The organism is Sphingobacterium sp., from assembly GCF_039596235.1.
In the GTDB taxonomy this organism is placed as follows: domain Bacteria; phylum Bacteroidota; class Bacteroidia; order Sphingobacteriales; family Sphingobacteriaceae; genus Sphingobacterium.
In genome coordinates, this window is sequence record NZ_JBCNKE010000004.1 from 361,089 (window position 1) to 383,659 (window position 22,571).

Annotated in this window: 22 protein-coding genes and 1 tRNA gene; 8 read left to right on the forward strand and 15 right to left on the reverse strand. The window is 39.7% G+C overall.

Annotation, left to right across the window (positions count from 1 at the left end):
* Genes ABDW32_RS11330 through rsfS form a run of 3 tightly spaced genes read right to left on the reverse strand, consistent with a single transcriptional unit; the run spans position 1 to position 3,210 of the window.
* Positions 1–648: a lactate utilization protein gene (locus tag ABDW32_RS11330; protein ID WP_343562443.1), complete on the reverse strand. Its 648-nt coding sequence runs from the start codon at positions 646–648 to the stop codon at positions 1–3.
* Positions 649–705: 57 nt separating this feature from the next.
* Positions 706–2,784, reverse strand: coding sequence for an ATP-dependent zinc metalloprotease FtsH (ftsH, locus tag ABDW32_RS11335; RefSeq protein WP_343562446.1), 2,079 nt, complete (start codon positions 2,782–2,784; stop codon positions 706–708).
* Positions 2,785–2,835: 51 nt separating this feature from the next.
* Complete coding sequence (gene rsfS, locus ABDW32_RS11340) at positions 2,836–3,210, reverse strand: ribosome silencing factor (protein ID WP_077437259.1); 375 nt, start codon at positions 3,208–3,210, stop codon at positions 2,836–2,838.
* Positions 3,211–3,257: 47 nt separating this feature from the next.
* On the opposite strand from rsfS, the gene ABDW32_RS11345 reads away from it, so the two are divergent.
* From ABDW32_RS11345 to pfkA, 4 genes are all read left to right on the forward strand, one after another.
* The gene (locus ABDW32_RS11345; protein ID WP_343562448.1) at positions 3,258–4,028 is read left to right on the forward strand and encodes a biotin--[acetyl-CoA-carboxylase] ligase; all 771 of its coding nucleotides are present in this window, start codon (positions 3,258–3,260) and stop codon (positions 4,026–4,028) included.
* A 123-nt stretch (positions 4,029–4,151) separates the two neighbouring features.
* Complete coding sequence (locus ABDW32_RS11350) at positions 4,152–4,601, forward strand: protein-disulfide reductase DsbD domain-containing protein (protein WP_343562450.1); 450 nt, start codon at positions 4,152–4,154, stop codon at positions 4,599–4,601.
* Between the two features lie 86 nt (positions 4,602–4,687).
* Positions 4,688–6,394 carry a cytochrome c biogenesis protein CcdA gene (locus ABDW32_RS11355; RefSeq protein WP_343562452.1) on the forward strand — a complete coding sequence of 569 codons (1,707 nt, stop codon included), beginning with the start codon at positions 4,688–4,690 and terminating at the stop codon, positions 6,392–6,394.
* Between the two features lie 192 nt (positions 6,395–6,586).
* Positions 6,587–7,561: a 6-phosphofructokinase gene (pfkA, locus tag ABDW32_RS11360; protein WP_343562454.1), complete on the forward strand. Its 975-nt coding sequence runs from the start codon at positions 6,587–6,589 to the stop codon at positions 7,559–7,561.
* A 211-nt stretch (positions 7,562–7,772) separates the two neighbouring features.
* On the opposite strand, the gene ABDW32_RS11365 is transcribed toward pfkA, so the two are convergent.
* The 5 genes from ABDW32_RS11365 to ABDW32_RS11385 form a co-directional block, all read right to left on the reverse strand.
* Positions 7,773–8,219 (reverse strand): hypothetical protein, encoded by a 447-nt coding sequence (locus ABDW32_RS11365; RefSeq protein WP_343562456.1) that lies wholly within the window; start codon positions 8,217–8,219, stop codon positions 7,773–7,775.
* Between the two features lie 374 nt (positions 8,220–8,593).
* On the reverse strand, positions 8,594–9,733 hold the full coding sequence (locus ABDW32_RS11370; RefSeq protein ID WP_343562458.1) for a TlpA disulfide reductase family protein: 1,140 nt from the start codon (positions 9,731–9,733) through the stop codon (positions 8,594–8,596).
* A gap of 74 nt (positions 9,734–9,807) precedes the next feature.
* Positions 9,808–10,533, reverse strand: a complete 726-nt coding sequence (locus tag ABDW32_RS11375) for a TPM domain-containing protein (protein WP_343562648.1) — start codon at positions 10,531–10,533, stop codon at positions 9,808–9,810.
* A gap of 85 nt (positions 10,534–10,618) precedes the next feature.
* Positions 10,619–11,047 carry a TPM domain-containing protein gene (locus tag ABDW32_RS11380; protein WP_343562460.1) on the reverse strand — a complete coding sequence of 143 codons (429 nt, stop codon included), beginning with the start codon at positions 11,045–11,047 and terminating at the stop codon, positions 10,619–10,621.
* 157 nt (positions 11,048–11,204) lie between these two features.
* Positions 11,205–11,783, reverse strand: a complete 579-nt coding sequence (locus tag ABDW32_RS11385; RefSeq protein WP_077437384.1) for a LemA family protein — start codon at positions 11,781–11,783, stop codon at positions 11,205–11,207.
* A 166-nt stretch (positions 11,784–11,949) separates the two neighbouring features.
* Here ABDW32_RS11385 and ABDW32_RS11390 point away from each other — a divergent pair, with 166 nt between their 5' ends.
* Positions 11,950–13,494, forward strand: a complete 1,545-nt coding sequence (locus ABDW32_RS11390; protein WP_343562462.1) for an FAD-dependent protein — start codon at positions 11,950–11,952, stop codon at positions 13,492–13,494.
* A gap of 61 nt (positions 13,495–13,555) precedes the next feature.
* A tRNA-Gly gene (locus ABDW32_RS11395) sits at positions 13,556–13,631 on the forward strand.
* 49 nt (positions 13,632–13,680) lie between these two features.
* Here ABDW32_RS11395 and ABDW32_RS11400 read toward each other — a convergent pair.
* From ABDW32_RS11400 to sufB, 4 genes are all read right to left on the reverse strand, one after another.
* The gene (locus ABDW32_RS11400; RefSeq protein ID WP_343562464.1) at positions 13,681–14,904 is read right to left on the reverse strand and encodes an MFS transporter; all 1,224 of its coding nucleotides are present in this window, start codon (positions 14,902–14,904) and stop codon (positions 13,681–13,683) included.
* Positions 14,905–15,327: 423 nt separating this feature from the next.
* Entirely contained in the window at positions 15,328–16,635 is a 1,308-nt protein-coding gene (gene sufD, locus ABDW32_RS11405; protein ID WP_343562466.1) for a Fe-S cluster assembly protein SufD, read from the reverse strand.
* 60 nt (positions 16,636–16,695) lie between these two features.
* Complete coding sequence (gene sufC, locus ABDW32_RS11410) at positions 16,696–17,454, reverse strand: Fe-S cluster assembly ATPase SufC (protein WP_077437267.1); 759 nt, start codon at positions 17,452–17,454, stop codon at positions 16,696–16,698.
* Between the two features lie 63 nt (positions 17,455–17,517).
* Positions 17,518–18,969: a Fe-S cluster assembly protein SufB gene (gene sufB / locus ABDW32_RS11415; protein ID WP_343562469.1), complete on the reverse strand. Its 1,452-nt coding sequence runs from the start codon at positions 18,967–18,969 to the stop codon at positions 17,518–17,520.
* A gap of 333 nt (positions 18,970–19,302) precedes the next feature.
* Here sufB and ABDW32_RS11420 point away from each other — a divergent pair, with 333 nt between their 5' ends.
* On the forward strand, positions 19,303–19,773 hold the full coding sequence (locus ABDW32_RS11420) for an Lrp/AsnC family transcriptional regulator (RefSeq protein WP_028071042.1): 471 nt from the start codon (positions 19,303–19,305) through the stop codon (positions 19,771–19,773).
* A gap of 120 nt (positions 19,774–19,893) precedes the next feature.
* Here the strand turns inward: ABDW32_RS11420 and ung are convergent, their stop codons facing one another.
* Positions 19,894–20,568, reverse strand: a complete 675-nt coding sequence (gene ung, locus ABDW32_RS11425) for a uracil-DNA glycosylase (RefSeq protein ID WP_343562471.1) — start codon at positions 20,566–20,568, stop codon at positions 19,894–19,896.
* Between the two features lie 231 nt (positions 20,569–20,799).
* Here ung and ABDW32_RS11430 point away from each other — a divergent pair, with 231 nt between their 5' ends.
* Positions 20,800–21,339, forward strand: a complete 540-nt coding sequence (locus ABDW32_RS11430; protein WP_343562473.1) for a DUF2892 domain-containing protein — start codon at positions 20,800–20,802, stop codon at positions 21,337–21,339.
* 83 nt (positions 21,340–21,422) lie between these two features.
* Here ABDW32_RS11430 and ABDW32_RS11435 read toward each other — a convergent pair whose 3' ends face one another.
* Together ABDW32_RS11435 and ABDW32_RS11440 are read right to left on the reverse strand one after the other, a co-directional pair.
* Entirely contained in the window at positions 21,423–21,887 is a 465-nt protein-coding gene (locus ABDW32_RS11435) for a hypothetical protein (RefSeq protein ID WP_343562475.1), read from the reverse strand.
* 67 nt (positions 21,888–21,954) lie between these two features.
* Positions 21,955–22,437 (reverse strand): DUF4293 domain-containing protein, encoded by a 483-nt coding sequence (locus tag ABDW32_RS11440; protein ID WP_343562477.1) that lies wholly within the window; start codon positions 22,435–22,437, stop codon positions 21,955–21,957.
* Positions 22,438–22,571 lie beyond the last annotated feature (134 nt).

A 22,571-nucleotide genomic window follows, 5' to 3' on the forward strand; every position in this document is an offset into this window, starting at 1 on the left:
CTAGAAACGGTCTTCTAAAAGTAAAACATAGAGTTCTTTGGGACCGTGAGCCCCCAGAACCAATCGCTTCTCAATATCTGCTGTTCGCGAAGGTCCTGTAATAGTTGATATCATAGTCGGAATTTCCTGTCCATAACGTTTTTGGATGTATATCAAGGCATCTTTCACGTCCCAAACTAATTGAGAAGCTTTAGCAACAACGATGTGAATCGGTGGATAGATACTCAACCGGCGCCCGGAGGCATTGGCATTGCTGACCATAATACTCCCATTACGTGCGATCAATGCCTCACATGATGTAATACTCGCATTGGCAGATTCAAAGTCCTTCTCCGTTTTGAAAAAGGGGAAACCATAGGGGCTCAGGAGGTTTTGAATCCCCTGCTCCCAGGCATAGATATTTTTAATATTGTTAAGCTCGGTTAAAGCAATCAAATTCTCGATCAGACCAATCTCACCATCGCAATAAAGAAACTTGCCACCAGCAGCTGTTAGTTCACGAACAAAAACAAGATCCACCAATTCATCCTCGTCTTTGTAAAGGGGCGTTTCTTTGAAATTAGGATGTGGATTATCATTTTTTTGAAGTAATGCTTGGCGTATACGTTTTAACATTACCTCCTTCGCTGTCGCGTTCTTTACGTTCATGGCTCAATAGTAATATAAATACAGCGCTAGAGTTGGTCTAGCGCTGTAAAATCTAAATTAGTTTAAACTATTAGACGAGTTATCCAATCGTTGTTCTTTTGAAGTCGCCTCATCGGGGTGAACGTCCAATGGTAAATCGGTCTGAGGAACACCGCCACCGTCAGCTCCATTGACAAACTCATCATAAGTTGTCTTGGTCTCGAAAGGACGTTTACCTAAAATTTCTTCAAGATCAGATTGGAAAAGGATTTCTTTTTCCAACAGCTTCTCCGCAATTTTGATTAAGCCTTCACGTTTATCCAACAAAAGTTGTTTTGTACGCGCATAAACGTCTGTAATCAGATTACGAACTTCGGCATCAATCAATTCTGCCGTTTTGTCAGAGTATGGTTTTTGAAAAGAAGCTTCTGAGCTGTCACGGAAAGATACATTTCCAACTTTATCGTTCATACCGTAGATGGCAATCATTGCATAAGAAAGTTGCGTGATACGTTCCAGATCATTTTGAGCACCTGTAGAAATTCTTCCGAAAGTAATATCTTCAGCTACACGCCCCCCCATAGTCATGCACAAGCTGTCAATCAGCTGTTCAGTTGTATATAAGAACTGCTCTCGAGGGAGATATTGTGCATATCCTAAAGCCGCTACTCCGCGGGGAACAATAGAAACCTTCACCAAAGGATCTGCATGTTCCAGATACCAGCCCGCGATAGCATGCCCTGCTTCGTGATAAGCAACAATACGTTTCTCTTCGGGAGAAATGATTTTATTTTTCTTCTCAAGACCACCGATCACACGATCCACGGCATCTTGAAAATCTTGCATATCTATCTCAGGTTTGTTTTTGCGTGCAGCGATCAACGCAGCTTCATTACATACGTTGGCGATCTCTGCTCCCGCAAAACCTGGTGTCTGTGCGGATAATTTTTTGGCATCTACCTCTGCAGATAACTTTAACGGTTTTAAGTGCACTTTAAAAATATGCTCACGACCGATCAAATCTGGTTTATCAATAGAAATCTGACGGTCGAAACGTCCTGGACGCAACAATGCACTATCCAACACATCAATACGGTTTGTTGCAGCTAAAATAATAACACCTGAATCCGTACCGAAACCATCCATTTCCACCAACAACTGGTTCAATGTATTTTCACGTTCGTCATTACCACCCATCATTGAGTTTTTACCACGGGCACGACCGATCGCATCAATCTCATCAATAAAAATAATACATGGAGCTTTCTCCTTGGCTTGTTTGAACAAGTCACGGACACGTGAAGCACCCACACCGACAAACATCTCTACGAAATCTGAACCAGATAGGGAGAAAAAGGGCACCTGTGCTTCACCAGCAACAGCTTTTGCCAATAAGGTTTTACCTGTTCCCGGAGGGCCTACAAGCAATGCTCCTTTTGGAATTTTACCTCCTAGATTCGTGTATTTGCGCGGGTTTTTCAAGAAATCCACAATTTCCATTACCTCTTGTTTCGCTTCCTCTAAACCAGCCACATCATTAAAGGTAATATTGATTTGTGATTCTTTATCGAATAACTGCGCTTTGGATTTGCCAATATTAAATATTGCTCCGCCGCCACCTCCAGCTCCACCGCCCATGCGGCGCATTAAGAAAATCCAGATCGCTGCCAATACCAACAATGGCAACATAAATGTCACAAACCAGCTCGCCCAAGGATTAGAGCGATCGGCATACTTTAATTGTACCTTAGGTGTTCCCGGAGCCAGTTCGGCCTGCGATGCCGCTAACTTTTTCTCCAGAACCTCTGCTGAGGCATCTTTAAAGATATACTGTGGACCTGTTTCCTCTTGACCTGCAAGGCTTGGAATGGGATCATTACTCTTGGCTACGTCCTTAAAAGCGGGATTGTCTTTCCAACCCTTTTTTAGATAGACTTCTACCTCGACAAGATCATTTTTCTTATATGCTTCCAGACGCTCAACAGCGCCGGTCTTTAACATGCGTGTTTCAAAATCACTATAGCTAATTTCTTTAGCCGGGTTTTCTCCAAAAACATATTGTAAGGCAAAAAAACCTAAAAACATGGCAATCATTAGCCACACAAAATTGAATTTTGGCGGTTTTGGGCTTACCTTACTACTTGGGATTTTTTTCATTATATCGTATAATTATATTTTCTGTGTAAATTAATGTATTGAGGCGGGGTATTAAGCACTCTGGAAATGTTGAATCTGTGCATCTCCCCACAGATCTTCAATACCGTAATGCGCTCTTTTTTCGGTCTTAAAGATATGCACAACCACGTCGACAAAATCCAAAATCAACCATTCTCCGTTTGATTGTCCTTCTTTATATTGGGGTTCTTGACCAAAAGCCTTATAGACTTCCTCCTCAACACTTTTGGCAATTGCGTTTACCTGAATGTTGGAGTCGGCATGACAAATCACAAAATAATCAGAAACAGAACTGTGAAGATCTCTTAAATCCAAGCGAACGATCTCGTTTGCTTTCTTTTCCTGCATACCGTGAACGATAATTTCTGATAGACGTTGCGACAATTCTGAACTTTTATTTTTACTCATTAAAAAATATGATAGTTTTGACTTAATATTTATTTAATACTTTCAGTTTGCAAAATAACAATATTTCGGGACTTATCATTGGTCAAAATACAATATATCTTGACAAAGTTGCCTCTACAAATGATTATTTACGAGAATTAATGTCAAAATTCACGCCACTCGCAGAAGGCACTGCCATTTTAGCAGAAGAACAGTTTCAGGGAAAAGGGCAGCGTGGAAGCGTCTGGGTCAGCGAACCAGGGAAAAATCTGACGACATCAATTCTCTTAAAACCGTATTTCTTGCCAATTGCCCAACAATTTGCGCTCTCAGCAACCATTGCAATCGCGGTAGTTAAGTGGCTTAAATGCAAAACTGAGCAAGATATAGCTGTAAAATGGCCCAATGATATTTATGTCGGCAACAAAAAAATAGCAGGTATCCTTATTGAAAATAAATTAAAGGGAAATAAAATTGAAGCATCTATTGTCGGAATCGGCATCAATATCAATCAGGTCAATTTTGACACAGCAACAACAATTACTTCGTTGGCTGTTCTTACAAACAGAGCCGATTATGTCATAAGGGATCTCGCCACTGAGCTTTTTGAAAGTATCCAAAAGGAATACAACAACCTCTTCACCCAATCTTGGCAGTCTATATTGAACCGTTATAATGAGTCCCTATTTTGGAGAGACCAGAAACGACAATTTTTAATTGCAGGCGAGAAAAAGACAGGGATCATTAAGGCAGTGGAGATTGATGGCCGGCTCCAAGTACTTATTGACGGCAAACTGCAACAATTCGAGATCAAAGAGATAAGCCACCTTATATCCTAATCTTTACACTAAATTCAGATAATCCATTTTAGAATATGTTAAATTTGTAACGCAGAGAAATTAAACCTTTACCAATCGTAAGTATCAAAGGTGTATCACGAACTGCAATAATTGTTTAGGAAAATGAAAAAATTAGTATTGTTAATAACTGCAGTAATTTTCGCAGTTACTGGAGCCTTCGCTCAGATTCACAAACCTGTAAAATGGACTGTAGCCAGCAAGAAACTGAACAGCAAAGAGGCGATTGTCTATGTCAAAGGAACCATCCAAAATGGTTGGCACATTTATTCTCAAAATGTAAAAGATGGTGGGCCTATTCCAACTTCCTTTAATTTTGCAAAAGCTGCCGACTACGCATTAGTTGGTAAAACAGCTGAGCCAAAACCAAAAGTTAAACACGAAGAGGTATTTAAAATGGACGTTGGTTACTTTACAAATGAAGTGATCTTTCAACAAAAAGTAAAGCTGAACAAAGGTACTGCGACAGTAAAAGGTACCGTTGAATGGCAAGCTTGTGATGCATCACAATGTCTCCCTCCTGACGAATATGCTTTTGCTGTGACAATCAAATAGTAAAAATGATCATACACGGATAAAATAATAAGGCGATTCTCATCGCCTTTTTTTATTTTTGAAGCTGACATCAGAAACAGATACGCATGTTAAAAAACACATTTTTTCTACTTTTAATTGCTTTTTTTAGTCTTTCGCTTACAACGACGGCATTTGCCTTCGAACAAGATAGTTTAACGAGTACCGAAGGGCTTCAATTTGAATCTTCGCCTGACACAACTCCCGTTGCGGAGGCCGTGCCGGAGGACTTAGCTTTTTCGGACGCCCCGGACACAACCCTGAGTCAAGATAGCAGCAAATTGAATAAGGCAACGACAAATGTTTCTTCTGATAACTCGGATACTGGGAAAAAGTCACTTTGGAATATTTTTATCGCTGGATTAATTGGTGGTTTTGCCGCACTTTTGATGCCATGTATATTCCCAATGCTACCATTAACAGTCAGCTACTTCACAAAACAATCTGGGACTCGCGCAAGCGGTATTAGTAAAGCGCTGCTCTATGGTCTCTTTATAATTGTGATCTATGTGGCGCTCGGAATGATTATCACAATTGCTTTCGGCTCTGATGCACTTAATGCCTTATCGACCAATGGGATCTTCAATTTCCTGTTTTTTCTATTGCTTGTCGTTTTTGCGGCATCGTTTTTTGGCGCTTTCGAAATCACCTTACCAAGTTCTTTTGTCAATAAAATGGATGCCAAATCAGATAAAGGGGGGCTTATAGGACTTTTCTTCATGGCATTTAGCCTATCGCTTGTATCTTTTTCGTGTACAGGTCCGATCATCGGCACCTTACTCGTTGAAGCTGCTTCCAAAGGCGAACGTCTAGGTCCTGCAGTCGGTATGTTGGGTTTTTCCATTGCATTAGCGATTCCTTTCGGCCTATTCGCCATGTTTCCTTCGATGTTAAAATCATTGCCCAAATCGGGAGGATGGCTCAATTCGGTAAAAGTAGTTCTTGGATTTTTAGAGCTCGCCTTAGCCTTAAAGTTTTTGTCCAATGTAGATCTGGCTTATCACTGGAATTGGCTGGATCGTGAGGTATTCCTATCCTTGTGGATTGCCATATTTGGTCTCATGGGCTTATATCTTATTGGGAAGATCAAATTTTCGCATGATAGTGAACTAAAATTCCTTTCTGTACCACGCACTATACTTGCAATCGTCGTATTCTCCTTTGTGGTCTATATGGTCCCTGGTCTTTGGGGGGCACCATTGAAATCAATCTCTGCTTTTTTACCACCTTCTGCGACACAGGACTTCGACCTTTCGGCTGGAGTAGCAAGTGCACCGGCTCACAGTGATGGTAAAGTAAAAAAATATGCGGAGATCTTCCATGAGCGTGGTACCCCAAAAGGGTTTGACCCATACTACGATTATGATCAAGCTTTGGAAACCGCAAAAGAAGTGAATAAGCCTGTATTAATCGATTTTACGGGATGGAACTGTGTCAATTGCCGAAAAATGGAAGCAAATGTATGGACAGACCCCGCTGTAGCAAAATTATTAAAGGAAGAATTTATTATGGCTGAACTGTTCGTCGATGATAAAACAGAATTACCTGCAAATGAACAATTTGTTTCCAAATATAGTGGCAAGAAAATCAAAACAATCGGTAATAAAAACAGTGATTTTCAAGCATCTTCTTTCAATAGCAATTCCCAGCCTTTATATGTTATTGTTGACGCCTCTGGAAAGGTACTAGTACCCCAAACTGGTGCAAACTATAATATTGAACAATACAAGGCTTTCTTACAAAGTGGAATTGATGCTTTTAAAGCTAAGAAATAAGTCTACTCGTTAACAAAATAATAGTTTTTTAATCTTAAAAGGACTATTGTGAAGTTTACATGAAGTTTGCTGCTCGCTTAGATTAATTGCACAGTAGAGGGCTATTATTTAATTGCATTTAAGCGATTTCGAACTTTTTATAACAGAAATATAATTGTATATAAGCGTAAAAATAGCTAAGTTTGAGTACGTATGAGTAACATTAAAAAAATTGCTGTTTTGACATCTGGAGGAGATGCTCCAGGAATGAATGCCGGTATCCGCGCAGTCGTAAGAGCTGGTATCTTTAACAATCTTGAAGTATTTGGTGTGCGCAGGGGCTATGATGGTTTGGTAAATGGAGAGATTATCCCCATGGATGCCAAATCCGTAGCTAATATCATACAACGTGGTGGAACAATCCTAAAAACTGCCCGCAGTGAAGCTTTCAAAACTATTGAAGGACGTAAACAAGCTTATGATAATTTACGCAGTCATGGAATTGATGCAATGGTTGTGATCGGTGGTGACGGAACGTTTACAGGCGCTTCAAAATTCATCGATGAATTTGACTTTCCAATCATCGGCCTACCGGGAACAATCGATAATGACCTGGCCGGGACTGATTTTACCATTGGTTATGATACCGCAATAAACACTGTTATTCAGGCCGTAGATAAGATCCGTGATACCGCAGAATCCCATGATCGTGTTTTTGTTATTGAGGTTATGGGACGCGATTCGGGCTTGATCGCCATCCGTTCAGGAATAAGTACCGGTGCTGAAGCTGTATTGGTTCCAGAGTTTGAGGTTGATTACGACGCAATCATGAAAAGGCTGGATAAGAGCCGTAAAAATAAATCCTCACGTATTATCATCGTTGCTGAAGGGGACAAAGAAGGCGGGATGGTCGTTTCGGAAAAGATAAAAGAAAATTTCCCGCATTATGATGTACGCCTTTCTATTTTAGGTCACATCCAACGTGGTGGTAGCCCTACATGTATGGACCGTGTATTGGCAAGCAGACTTGGCGTTGCGGCGGTAGAAGCGCTTGTTGCCGGCCGTAGAGGCGAAATGGCTGGGCTGATCTGTAGTGACGTTAGATTTACTCCTTTCAAGAGCGCTATTAAACATAACGTTAAACTTAACGAAGATCTGCTTCGTATCATTGAGATACTTTCTTTATAAAAAGACAGGCTTCCAAATTGGCATATAAGAAAACATAGTTGCCCAAAAACTAGAAGTACTTCCTCTAGAAAGTTGAATATCTTAAAACCAACTTTAGGAGATACAAAAAAAACTAAAGAAAAACGGTGTGTCCAATAAGCTCGGACACACCGTTTTTTATGATTTCTTAGTACTCTGCCTCAATATCTTTTTTTATCTTCTTTTGAAACGGCTACTTCAGCAAATTATTTAGATATTCTTCATTAACGACAGGCAGCTGGATCGCCTGTCCCACCTTAGCCATTGAATCGGCAAAATGATTGGTATTTGCAATTGCTTGTTCATAGGCTTTAACAACCTGATCGGAAATATGCAAGGACTTTGGATCTTTGAGATTAACTTTATACTGGTTGTCTGTTAATGTTACATGATGATAGAAACGATAGGCGGCAGCCTTCAAAAGGCCTAGTTCCTGTTGCGATAACTCATCTATCCGTGCATTGGGTGGTAATGTTACATCTATAAACGCTGTTCCTTTTGCCAGCGTATCAATAGCATGATCCAAAGGAATTGCATTAAGCGCCTCTAAGTTAACCACTGGGACACCATTTTCTTTCTTCGAATTACAGGCAACGGCACATATAGCCAAAGCCATCACCACAATCAGTTTCTTTCTCATTTTATTATTTTCTCAATGTACTACGCCTCCCAGTTACTTACTTAAGAAAAACCCCAGCAATTATCCTCACTGGTCAAGGTTATATTCTGCTTGATTTCATCCCTACAGATTACTCAAATTCGATTGCCTGTCGGATATAAATTGACAATCGCCAAAAATCATCCCTCTTGTTTTTTGCTGGATCAGATCCTTTCAAAGCCCCCATATGATCCCTACATCCTAAAGGAGGAAAACCAAGTTAATCTTCTAAGCAAAGATAAAGAAAAGATATGTAGGCTACTCCTTAACAAAAAACACTTATTCAAAATCTCTCTTATATAAAAGATTTTAAATAAGTGTTTTTGTATAGCGCAGTCTTAGACTGTAAGAACAGACTATTTTAACAATTCTGCCAATTTAGCTTCTAATGCTTCGCCTCTTAGATTTGAAGCAACAATTTTGCCTGAAGGATCAATTAAGAAGTTTTGCGGAATTCCACGAACTTCATATAATTTAACAGGAGCAGATTTCCAACCTTGTAAATCGGAAACATGCGGCCATTGCTGCAAATTATCGTCATGGATCGCTTTCATCCAAGCATCTTTCTTACCCGGATTGTCCAAGGAAACACCAAAAACTGTAAATCCTTTATCTTTAAACTTATTGAATGCTGCAACAACATTCGGGTTTTCATGACGACAAGGGCCACACCAGCTTGCCCAGAAATCCAACAAGACATATTTTCCTCTCAACGAAGATAAAGAAACATTATTGCCAGTTGTATCAGGTAGGGTAAAGTCAGGAGCTATAGAGCCTATGGCAACCGCTTTTAACTTTTGGATGCGCTCTGCCAATTCCTTCCCTTTCTCAGAATTTTTTAATTCCGGAGACAGTTTATCAAATGAAGCCACATATTCATTCACATTTTCGCCGCTTACATTTTCTGCTAATAGATCCAATGTATACCAGCTTTTTGGATTTTTATTGATAAATTCAGCGTCAGCTTTTTCCATCTTTTGAGAAATCTCCCCAGCTTGCTTTTGCAATCCCTCAATAAATTTTGGATCTTGTTTTTGAGCTTCAGATGCTGCAAAATATTGTTGGTTTAATGCCTCGTATGCATCTGTATGAGGTTTCACAAAAGTTTTGTATTGAGTAAAATCATCATTGATAGCTGTACCTGTAATCGTAGCATCTTTAAAACCTTTAGATGCGTCAACTTTGATCACGCCTTTGGACAAATACAATTGTGCTGTTTCAGGCTGTTTTTGAGCGCCTCTTAGTTCTCCGAAAGAAAGCCCTTCAGGAGAGTAAATCATTACGCCTTTAGTTGGAGAAGCTACCTGACCGTTGAATTTAAATTCACCTTTAAGGACAGCAGCTGAGTCTAACTGACGGGTACCATTATTAGCGTATTGCATAAATACCTTGGCTTTGTCAGAAGCTCCATTCACTTTTCCTGTTACCGTGTAGCTTTCTTGCGCCATCAATAAGGCTGGTAAAAAGCTTAAACCCATTAATATTCCCTTTTTCATAATTATATACTTCCCATAAATGTAAAACATTTCCTGTGTACTGGCACGCTATTTAACATTATTTAGCAAAGTTGTTACCAACGTCCTGAAGCACCACCGCCGCCGAAATCGCCGCCGCCAAAGCCACCGAACCCACCTCCCGATCCGCCACCGAATCCACCGTCACCGCCACGACCGCCACCACCAAGACCGTTAAGCAAGGTCCACCAGAAAATATCGGAAGAGCCACGACCATTCATCACACGACCGCCGCCTTTTCCACCGCCGCCTCGATTTGAAAACATGACGACAAGAAATATTACTACAATGATGACAAATATAATGGATCCCGACCCGCCACCGCTAGGTTGTTTAGGGTCAGCTTTATATTCTCCTTTTGCGTACGAAATCAGGGAATTCGTCGCTTTGTCAACTCCACCATAATAATCACCCTGACGAAATGCTGGCTTAATATCATTCTCAATAATACGATAGGCTATTGCATCTGGAACAGCTCCTTCAATCCCATAACCTGTTTGAATGGTAACAGCGCGGTCGCCCAATGCTGCCAATAATAAAATACCATTATTGTACTTCTTATTACCAACACCCCACTTTTTCGCCAAACGGACCGCATAATCAGAAATATCATAACCTCCAGTGGAGTTCATGACAACGACTGCAATCTGCGTTGATGTAGAATCTTCAAATGCCAACAGCTTTTGCTCTAATTGCTGTTTTTGACTAGCCGTCAATGTATTTGTATAATCGTTGACAAGCTTATTAGGTGTCTCTGGAAAATCCTGTCCCATTGCAGTCATAAAAGTCAGCGCCCACAGCACCGTTATCATGACTGGAATCCGAACCCGAGAAAATAATTTCGACATAAGTTTTATTTTTTATTGACTAGCGATCACCGAAAACAATATCATTTGGAAGTTCATTGATATCATCATGTTCCCTAGGAAAGAATTTCGCTAGTTGTTTGCCCGCATGTTCAATTCCTTTCACTAGACCTTCAACAATTTTATCCATACGGAATTCGTCGACCATAAGATCTTTGGTGCAATTCCAAAAGTCGCTTTCCACCCGTTGATTGATCCCTTGATCACCAATGATAGAAAATTTACGATCCTCCAATGCGATATAAATAAGCACGCCATTTTTTAGCACGGTTTTGTGCATGCCCAATTTGGAAAAATAGTACGTTGCACGATCATGAACTTCATCAGGACAATGATTTTCTATCACAACACGGATTTCTCCCGATGTCTCGTTTTCAGCCAGGTTGATGGCATGGACGACCCTTTCTTGTTCCTCAGCATTTAAAGCCATATATATATATCTTCATTTATGTTTGCATTAGCGCATTCGTCTGTCTGACGACGTCTTCCGGCAAACACTTATAAAACATTCGGTATAAAAAATGGATGAAGGGCCCATACGCAAGCCGCATCATCCATTATATCATATATTTCTAATAAAGGTATTATTAGAATGATACGGTCGGTGCTTTGTCTGAGCCAGGAGCAGCAGTAAACGTTCCCTTGGCTTTAAATCCAAACATACCAGCCATTAAATTATTTGGGAAGCTACGTACAGTCGTATTAAATTGCTGCACAGCCTCGTTATAAGCTCTGCGTTCAGTCGAGATACGGTTTTCTGTACCTTCCAATTGAGCCTGTAACTCCAAGAAGTTTTGATTTGCCTTCAAGTCTGGATACGCCTCTACTGAAGCTAAAAGACGACTCAAAGAGCCACTAAACTGATCTTGCACTTTTTGAAACTTCGCGATGTTTTCTTCTGACAAATCATCTGCATTAATAGTAACAGATGTTGCCTTAGCTCTCGCTTCAACCACCGCCGTCAATGTGCTCTCCTCATGTTTTGCTGCCCCTTTGACGGTATTCACCAAGTTTGGCACCAAATCAGCACGGCGCTGGTAAGCATTTTCAACCTGTGCCCATTTCCCTTTGACGTTTTCATCTTGAGAAACCATCGTATTGTAACCACATGAGTTTAATGATACCAATGCAAATAAACCGCATAGGGCTACTAAAAATCTTTTCATTTTCATTGTTCAAAGAATTAAATACTATTCAAATTATACGGTTACACTATCAAAGCATATACCAAGCTCTTACTAAGATAAGAATATTTTTATTTCCAAATCGGCAAACAGCCAATATTCCGTAACTTTGTCGCGGTTTTGGGATAAAAACCCAGCCCTTTATCTTATGCAAAAAGAAATTGAGATTGCTATCCTTCCCGAAAAAATCGAAGATGAGCAATATATTCTACAACAAGGTGTAAAAGCCCTACGTCTCAAACCTCAACAGGTCAAAGGTTATAAAATACGTAAACGTTCTATTGATGCCCGCAGTAAGCAGGTGGTCTATCGAGCGAGGGTCATTTATTATATAGACGAGTTCCCACTACCGGAAATTTATGAAAATCATTTTAAATCTGTCCAAAATGGAAAACCGGTCATTATCGTTGGTGCAGGTCCCGCTGGTCTATTTGCGGCAATTCGCTGTATCGAACGTGGGCTCAAACCAATTGTCATCGAAAGAGGCAAAAAAGTACAGGACCGGAGACGTGATCTTGCGAAGTTAAACCGCGAAGGTATTGTAAACCCTGAATCCAATTACTGTTTTGGAGAAGGTGGTGCAGGTACTTACTCAGACGGGAAGCTTTATACACGCTCCAATAAAAGGGGAGACGTAGACAAAGTGCTCAAACTTTTTGTATCTCATGGAGCGACAACAGACATCTTAGTGAATGCCCGCCCCCATATCGGTACAAACAAGCTCCCTCATATTATTGAAGCGATGCGGGAGAGTGTGATCGAATTTGGTGGCGAATTTCTTTTCGACCAACGTGTAGAGGATATATTGGAATCCTTTGGTCAGGTTCGTGGTGTAAAATTAGCCAGTGGAGAGGAAATCAAAGCTGATCATGTTATCGTGGCTACTGGTCACTCCGCTAGGGATATTTTTGAACTTTTTTATCGCAACAACTGGCTGATCGAAGCAAAAGCCTTTGCGCTAGGCGTCCGCATAGAACACCCACAGGCTATTATTGATCAGGCACAATACCATTGCCAGGTCAGAAGCGAGCATTTACCACCAGCCTATTATAGTCTAGTCGAACAGGTTAATGATCGTGGTGTATTCTCATTCTGTATGTGCCCAGGTGGTGTTATCGCTCCTTGTGCAACAGACCATGGTGAAATCGTCGTCAACGGATGGTCCCCTTCCAAACGGAATAATCCACATGCCAATTCAGGCACCGTCATCCAGATCAACCTCGAAGATATACCTAATGCACTAAATGATCCCTTTGCTTTACTGAATTTTCAAAAGCAAATTGAACGCAAAGCTTTCGAGGTTGGTGGAGGAAGTCTTGTTGCACCCGCACAACGCATGGTTGACTTCGTTGAGGGACGGGTCTCGATGCACCTACCTGAGAATTCCTACAAACCCGGTACATCTTCAGCAGATCTGAGCGAGGTTCTACCAACTTTTGTGCACGAAGCCCTACGCGGTGCGCTTCCAATATTTGGAAAAAAGATGAAAGGATATTATACAAATGAAGCGATTTTAGTTGGGGTAGAATCGAGAACATCTTCCCCCATACGCATACCTCGAAACAAAGAAAACCTGCAACACCCTCAGGTCAAAGGACTTTACCCTTGCGGAGAGGGAGCCGGCTATGCTGGAGGTATTATTTCGGCAGCTATAGATGGAATTAACTGTGTCGATGCAATTGATTTAAGTTAAGATTTTTTTTACTTTTTCTCTTGCAGAATAATAAGAAATGCCTTACTTTTGTAGCATCAACGCGAAAGTAGCTCAGTTGGTAGAGCACAACCTTGCCAAGGTTGGGGTCGCGAGTTCGAATCTCGTCTTTCGCTCCAAATAAAAAACGCTTCCAAAATTTGGAAGCGTTTTTTATTTGTGCTCAACTTACTTTTCCGTGCGCCCTAAACTCATAATTGACGTATTAAAAAAAGACAATAGCCCAACCAGCACGACAATAAGACCTGCAATAATAAAAGCTGTCGATACACCGATTGCATCTGCGATAAAGCCTGTAAAAAGAAGTCCTATCATGCTTGGTAAAATGGCAATGCTAAAATAAAGCGAGAAAACACGCCCCAACATTTCTACTGGAACCTGCTCTTGAATAATTGTCATGAATGATGCCGAGAAAATAGACATGGAGACTCCGCCCAAGCCTGTCATCATAACAAACGGCATAAACCAGGTCGAGGGAAACCAACCCGATAGCGCAAAGGTTATCCCCAGTACAATATGCATACTGTTCACTAATACTACTTTTGATAGGGATACTTTAGCAAGTCCCAAAAAACTGCCTCCAACGAGCATACCTACTCCCCACACAATCTCAATAATACTCATCTCCCACTTACCGCCGCCATAATGACCGATGGTCAACAAGGGGAACATAATGGCAACAGGCATAATACAAAAAGTCGCCACCATGGCATATAGGAATAATATTCTTAGTCCTCTATTATGATAAATAGTGCTCATCCCCTGTTTTAGATCATCCAAAACAGCAGAAATAGAAGGTTTCACATTAGAACGGGACAGGTGGGGTATAGTCACAAAGAGTAGTGAGGTGATCGCGACTACAGCGCCAATAACATCCAGATATAAGACAGTCGAAATAGGAAAATAGCTAATAGCCAAAGTTCCCAATGCAGGACCGGCAATGCTACTTACTGATTGTAACATCTGATTAATACCCGATACGCGTAATAATTTGTCTTCCGGAACGAGAAGTGGCGCAATCGCCTGCATGGCTGGCGAGTGAAATGCGGAGCCGATCGAACGACAGGCCATTAACAGATATATCAAAAACATATTGGTACCATCGCTTTTGAGTACAAAGGTCATTCCTAATGTACAGAACGCGATAAAGCCATCCGCAAAGATCATGACTTTCTTTCTATCCCATCGATCAATATAGACACCAGCAAAGGGCCCGATGATCGCTTGTGGCAATAAACCTGCAATAGCAGCAAAAGCCAATACTTCAGCAGACTTGTGCGTCAAACTCAACCATATCATGATGGAAAAGTTGACAGCTGAACTAGACAGCAAAGAGATAAATTGCCCAGTCCATATATAACTATAGGTACGAAACCAGTTATTTTTTTCCATAAAATTTTATATAAAATACAACAGGTGTATGATCAAGAATGACCAACACATTAAAATAAGACGTTTATTACGCCTGCCGAACCAACGAAGGAAAAAGAAGGCAGTTCTTTCCTGAATATCAAATCAGTTAAAGCTGACTTTTTGATATCTCAGTATTAAACAAGCCGTTCGTTTCGTGAGCGGATGCGTTCTATTAAGATTTTAAAAACGTAAATGAGCTATAAAACCCAAGGTTTATAAGCGTAAGTTGTATATAAAGACATGTACATAGCAAATCAAAAATAGAAGAAAAATACTAAAAACACAAATTAGGAAAATCAGCTTGTTAAAATCGTGCTCAAGGTCCTTGAAAATACTTTATAAAAAATAAGGCGTTTACCAACTTGGTAAACGCCTTATATGTGTATAGTTTGTGTGATTTGTTTAGTTTGTTCTTAGGCTTTCTTCAACCAATTCTTCGACATATCTCCGAACAACCTCATTTGAAAAACGAGTTGTTACGTCAAATGCAAATGCATGTACGAGAAGAATACGTGCTGACTCCTCACCAATTCCGCGTGCTCTCAAATAAAACAAAGCTTCATTATCAAACTGACCGATCGTACATCCATGTGAACATTTCACATCATCTGCAAAAATCTCCAGTTGGGGCTTTGTATAAACCGCTGAACTATCTGACATCAACATATTATTGTTCTGTTGGAAAGCATTGGTTTTTTGTGCATCCTCCCGAACAAAGATTTTTCCGTTGAAAACAGCTGTAGATTTATCTTGTGTTATATTTTTATACCATTCGTATGATTCACAATGTGGTTTAAGATGATCTACGACAGTGTGATTATCGACCAATTGATCTCCCGCGGTCAGGTTAATACCGTACAAATGACTTTCTACATTTTCTGCATCCAGACGCACATTAATATTATTACGGATAAAAGATGCACCGGGGAAATTACAATTGTAGTTATTATAAAGACTGTATTTCTCTTGATATACTTCCGTATGATTAAAGTACCGACTTACAGATTGGGCAACTTGAAGATAGTAATGTTGAACTTTGGCATTCTCTTTTACGACAATCTCTGAAACTTTATTGTTCACATTGCTTGCGGCACCATCTGCAGTGATAAAGCTTTCGATCAACTCAAGTTCAGCGTTCGCCTCAACAACAACCAAATTCCGTGTTTGCGCAAAGAAATCTTCTTTTCCTGTCGCTACATGAATAATCTGTATAGGCTTATCAAGTACAACACCTTTCTTCAAATGGATAAATACACCGTTGGTAAAAGCAGCTGTATTAAGCGCTACCATGATATTATCAGACTTATCAGCATATTTAGCAAAATGTGCTTGAAATGCAGGTTCAGTAACAGCGTCATCCATCGGAATAACCTCAAGTCCTTTTACTTTTTCCAGCTCACTTACAGCCAATACATACTGGCCATTAACCAGAATAATACGGTACGCATCTAAATTCGGGATCTCTCCCGCACTAAAATCCAAGCCCTCGATATCCACATCTACATCAAGCGCATAAGGCTTATTGACAATACTGTGGATGTTTGTATATTTCCATTCTTCATTCTTAACTGTGGGAAAGCCTACGGCTTCAAAACGTTCGAATGCTTGCTGACGTGCCTCTGTAAAGAAAGTTGGCTCGTCTGAAACACGTTGCTCTTTAAAAGCTCCCAACACTTGTTGAAGTAATGATTCTGAAACTAATGTACTCATGTTATTTTTTAATCAAATCGCCGAAATTCTCTTTTACTCCTATTTTTATCGGTGTAAAGATTAGGCGTTTTGTGTATCATATTCTTTTAACCAATCGTATCCTTTTTCTTCTAGCTCCAAAGCCAATTCTTTAGGGCCTGATTTCACGATACGACCATTGTACAATACGTGAACAAAATCTGGAACGATATAATCCAATAAACGTTGGTAGTGTGTGATAACAACAAAAGCGTTGTCTTTAGAACGTAACTGGTTCACACCATTTGCAACAATACGAAGTGCATCGATATCCAAACCCGAATCTGTTTCATCCAAAATGGACAATTTGGGGTTCAACATTGCCAATTGAAAAATCTCATTACGCTTTTTCTCACCACCAGAGAATCCTTCATTTAAAGAACGGTTAGCTAAGTTGGCTGAAAATTCAACCAGCTTTTGCTTGTCTTTTACCATTTGTAAGAACTCTTTGGCTTCCATTGGAGGCAAACCTTTATACTCACGGATATCATTTACCGCTGTTTTTAGGAAATTGATATTTGATACTCCCGGAATTTCAACAGGGTATTGGAATGCAAGAAACAACCCCTCACGGGCACGGTCCTCGGGAGAAAGATCCAATAAATCAACTCCGTCCAATAAAGCAGAACCTTCGCTGACTTCATACGATTCACGTCCTGCCAATACATTACCTAAAGTACTTTTTCCAGCTCCGTTAGGCCCCATAATCGCATGGACTTCTCCAGCTTTAACCTCTAGGTTTAATCCCTTTAATATCTGTTTGTCTTCTACAGACGCATGTAAATTTTTAATGCTTAACATTTTATTCGTATTGAGTATTGAACAATACGCTAGTATTAGCTAGCTTGTTCAATTATTTTTTATCTATCCTACTGAACCTTCTAAAGAAATCGCCAATAATTTCTGCGCTTCAACAGCAAATTCCATTGGCAGTTGATTCAACACTTCTTTGGCATAACCATTAACAATTAATCCAACTGCCTTTTCAGAATCTATACCACGTTGGTTTAAATAAAAGACTTGGTCTTCACCAATTTTTGACGTAGTTGCCTCGTGCTCTAATTTTGCAGTTTTATTACGGTTTTCGATATATGGGAATGTATGTGCTCCGCATTTATCCCCGATCAACAAAGAATCACATTGTGTAAAATTTCGTGAGTTATCCGCATTCGGACCGATTTTTACCAAGCCTCTATAACTATTATGGCTTTTTCCAGCAGAAATACCTTTGGAAACAATTTTAGATTTTGTATTCTTGCCTAAGTGGATCATTTTCGTTCCTGTATCTGCAACCTGAAAATTACGAGTCATCGCTACGGAATAAAACTCACCGATCGAATTATCGCCTTTTAGGATTACTCCCGGATACTTCCAAGTAATTGCAGATCCAGTTTCGACCTGCGTCCAAGAAATTTTACTATTATCACCTTTACAGATACCACGTTTCGTTACGAAGTTAAAAATCCCCCCTTTACCGTCTTTGTCACCAGGGTACCAGTTCTGTACGGTAGAATATTTAATTTCTGCATCGCGTTCAGCAATCAATTCTACAACGGCAGCGTGCAGTTGATTTTCATCACGCATCGGTGCGGTACACCCCTCCAAATAAGACACATACGCACCCTCATCGGCAACAATCAATGTACGTTCGAATTGGCCTGTATTCTGTGCATTAATACGGAAGTAAGTAGAAAGTTCCATTGGACATTTCACTCCTTTTGGAACATAAACAAATGATCCATCCGAAAAAACGGCCGAGTTTAATGCAGCGTAAATATTATCTGTTTGGGGAACTACAGTTCCCAAATATTTCTTTACTAAATCGGGATGTTCTTGAACCGCCTCGCCAAATGAACAGAAAATCACCCCTTGCTCTTTCAGCTTCTCGCGAAATGTTGTTTTTACTGATACAGAATCAAAAACAGCATCGACCGCGACCACTCCTGCCAAAATCTTTTGCTCATCCAAAGGGATACCTAACTTTTCGAAAGTGGCAATCAACTCAGGATCAACCTCATCCATGGAATTTAATTGCGGTTTTGCTTTAGGGGCAGCATAATAAGATAGATCTTGAAAATCAATCTCTGGAGCTCTAAAATTTTGCCAAGTAGGCATTTTTAACGTCAAAAAATGACGAAAAGCTTTCAATCTCCACTCCAATAACCACTCAGGTTCATTCTTTTTTGCCGAAATAAAACGAACCGTCTCCTCTGTAAGGCCTTTGGCTGCGATTTCCATTTCGATATCTGTCGTGAACCCGTATTTATATTCTTCGAGCTCTAGCTCTTTTAATAAATCGTCGTCTTTAGTACTCATATTGCGCTCTCACGGTTTAACTAATTCGGGAGGGGTTTAACCTCCGCAACTATCGAACTGCAAAGTTACAATTTCAAAGCCAATAAAATACATTTTATATCCGCTCAAACAGGTATTTTTAATAAAAAAATGACATTTATCACTCCATTTCATTGAAATGCGCACATTTCAAACGATTATGACAGTCAAATGATTTTAAATCAATTAAAATTATAATTAACATATGGATCTATAACTAAAATCTATTAATCACCAATAATTTTGTATATTGTTAAATTTCCAAATATAATTTTGTATATTTACAAATACTATTGATTATTAAGACTCTAAAATATGCCGTTTGCACCAGACAAAACAGATTTAAAAATTCTTAAGCTATTACAAGAGAATGGCCGCATTACCAATTTGCAATTAGCATCAAGTATCGGACTATCTCCCGCACCAACATTAGAACGTGTAAGAAAACTTGAAAATTCAGGTTTCATCAAGAGTTACCATGCTTTTGTTGACGAAGAAAAATTAGGTCTTGGGATCAAGTCCTTTATACAGATTTCACTAGACTTCCATACCCACAATGCTATTCCCGAGTTTGTTGCTGCTGTAAAAATGATTCCCGAGGTAACCGAATGTCACCATGTCACAGGCAATTGCGACTTTATACTTAAGGTCTACGTGAAAGACATAAAAGCGTATGAAGGTGTAATTATGGAAAAAATTGCCAAAATTCCATTTGTGAAAACATTCCAGACAATGATGATCATGTCAACCAGCAAAAAGGAACCGATCATTCCTTTGGAATACTAAAATTAAATCTTTGAAAACATCATCCGAGCGTAATAAGTTCGCTATCTTCTTTCCCAAACTGGATACCCTAATCCTGTATCATTGAAGTGTGGATGATGTTTTCTAACAACAACCACACAACTAAGACAATCGCCAGTCAATCGGAGCTCTACCATGTTCCACCAAATATTTATTTGCCTTTGAAAAGTGTTTGCTCCCAAAAAATCCCCTATAAACAGAAAGCGGAGATGGATGTACCGATGTCAAAATAAGATGTTTACGTGCATCAATTAATACACTCTTCTTTTGCGCATAACTCCCCCAAAGCATAAAAACCACATGTTCACACTGTTGCGAAATAGCATGGATAATACTATCGGTAAAAACTTCCCAACCTCTTTTTTGATGAGAACCCGCCAAATGCGCCTGCACAGTTAATGTCGCATTGAGCAACAAAACCCCTTGTTTAGCCCAGGCTGTCAGATCCCCGGAACCGGGTTCCACAAATCCTTCGATGTCATCCTGTAGCTCCTTAAATATATTTTTTAATGAAGGTGGCGGCACGATTCCTTCTGGAACAGAAAAAGATAGTCCATGCGCCTGACCATCGTTATGATAGGGATCCTGACCCAAAATAACAACTTTAACATTTGGGAGCGGAGTGAGCTTAAAAGCGTTCATTACCAGATTAGCCGGCGGAAATACCTTTGTCCGTTGACGCTCTTGTTGTACAAATGCAGACAATTGTTTCATATAGGGCTGACTGAACAAAGGTTTCAATATCGGGGCCCAAGAATCATCATATAGCTTTTCCATAATCCAAACTTAGATAAAGTTGTATGTAATGACAAATTTATTCACTGTATCTATTCACAAAGCAGCTATAAGAGTGTTAAGCACTTTGACATTAGGCTATAGCCCGGATTCGTAATTCATCCGAAAATCATATTTTTACAAAATAACCACTTGAACGAGTTGCTTAAACGACGAAATTAACGGATATTTGCAGAATTAAATTGAACACAAATATTTTTTAAACAAAGATTTATGTCAAATCTCGTTAGAATTATCATTTGCAGTGCATTGCTGATTGGAACGGTTGCCTTGTTTTGGACCGGAAATTGGGGATGGGGAATTCTAGGCATCTTGATCACTATCCTAGGTTTTGTCACTGTATTTTTTCATGAATACATGCTCATCGCGCAATGGTATATGCGCAAACAAGATATGGTTAGCGCCGAAAAATGGTTAAAGAAAATCACGAACTATGAAAAACAATTAATCCCACAACAACATGGTTATTACAACATGTTGATTGGATTGATTGAATCTCAACGCGCTCCGATGCAATCCGAAAAATATTTCAAAAAAGCATTGGCACTGGGGCTCCACATGGACCACAACATTGCATTGGCTAAATTGAGCTTAGCAGGTGTTGCCATGGCAAAACGCAATAAGCGCGAAGCAGAAAAATTACTTCAAGAAGCCAAAAAAGCAGACAAGAATAAATTGTTGGCGGACCAGATCAAAATGATGAAAGATCAGATGGGCATGCTCGACAAACAACAAATCCGCTACAACCGATAGGTTTAGGCAAATTATTAAAGACTAAAAAAGCGCTGTAATCTTCATAGATCACAGCGCTTTTTATTTTACCGCTTTCCGGTCAACTATTTATTGAGTAAGATAGGGACATCCAAAAATTTACCTTCCTCCTCACTACTCTCAAAAACAAGCTTAATATCAACAGGTTTGTCTGTTTGCTTCCAGTCTTTCACAATCACCTGAATATCTACAGGTTTATCCTCCTCAAGCAGGTAATGTAAATAGTTCTGTTTGTCCTCAAACCTAATCTGAACATTTCCCATCTGAATCGAAGAGAAAAAGTGAGCTTGTTTCTTTTGGTCTAAAATCTGTGTGGAGAATGTATTCATTTTGAACTCCCGAGGATCTTTACTATAGGATATTGCGAACAAATTAATAATAAGCTCATTTGTAGTTTTATCGATATGGTATTCCTTTACATCAAACTGAATATCATCGACCACGAGCAATGAATCTGTCGACTGGGCCTTTATGCTGCCGCCTACAAAGCAAAGGAAAAGCAAGGTGGCACAACGAAAAAAATTACTCATATATTATACCATTTAAAAAGCCACGCTAAACGTGGCTTCTATTTATTAAAAATCTATAGAAATCAAATTAAGCCCGCAAACGATCAGCTGAACGAATCAACTTTTCATCCCGTCGCACTCCACCTAATGCTAGCGCACAGAAAATAATTGAAATCGGCAGCAAAAAGAAACCTACCCCAATATTACCAGCTCCCAAAAATTGGTTAACAGTAGCGAGATGACTACTTGCCGAAGAATATAACCAAATCGCGAAAAGGATAATGGCCACAATCTCCACCCATATCAACAGAAGCTGTACCTTACGCTGTTTAAATTTGAATACCGTGAAGATTGGCAGCAACCCCAATAAGGACGTTACGATGGTCTGCAGAATATAACCAAAACCACCTTCATGTACCGGCTGTCCGGCAGCAACACCATACACACCTGTCACCTTCACATTCTTTCCCAAACCGACTAAATCACTGTAATTGACATAAGGGAATAAAAACAAGCCGAATATAACTAATCCTGCTACTAATAAATAAACAGTTTGGATACGTTGAATCATATTTTAATCTTTGAATATCAACAAATATAATAAGCTTTCTTTCTATTTAGAAATCAGAACAATCGAAAGGGCTATTTTGTTGCACTTTTGGTTATAAAACATGTCCTTTGATCTTTAAGTCATTTGTATTTACT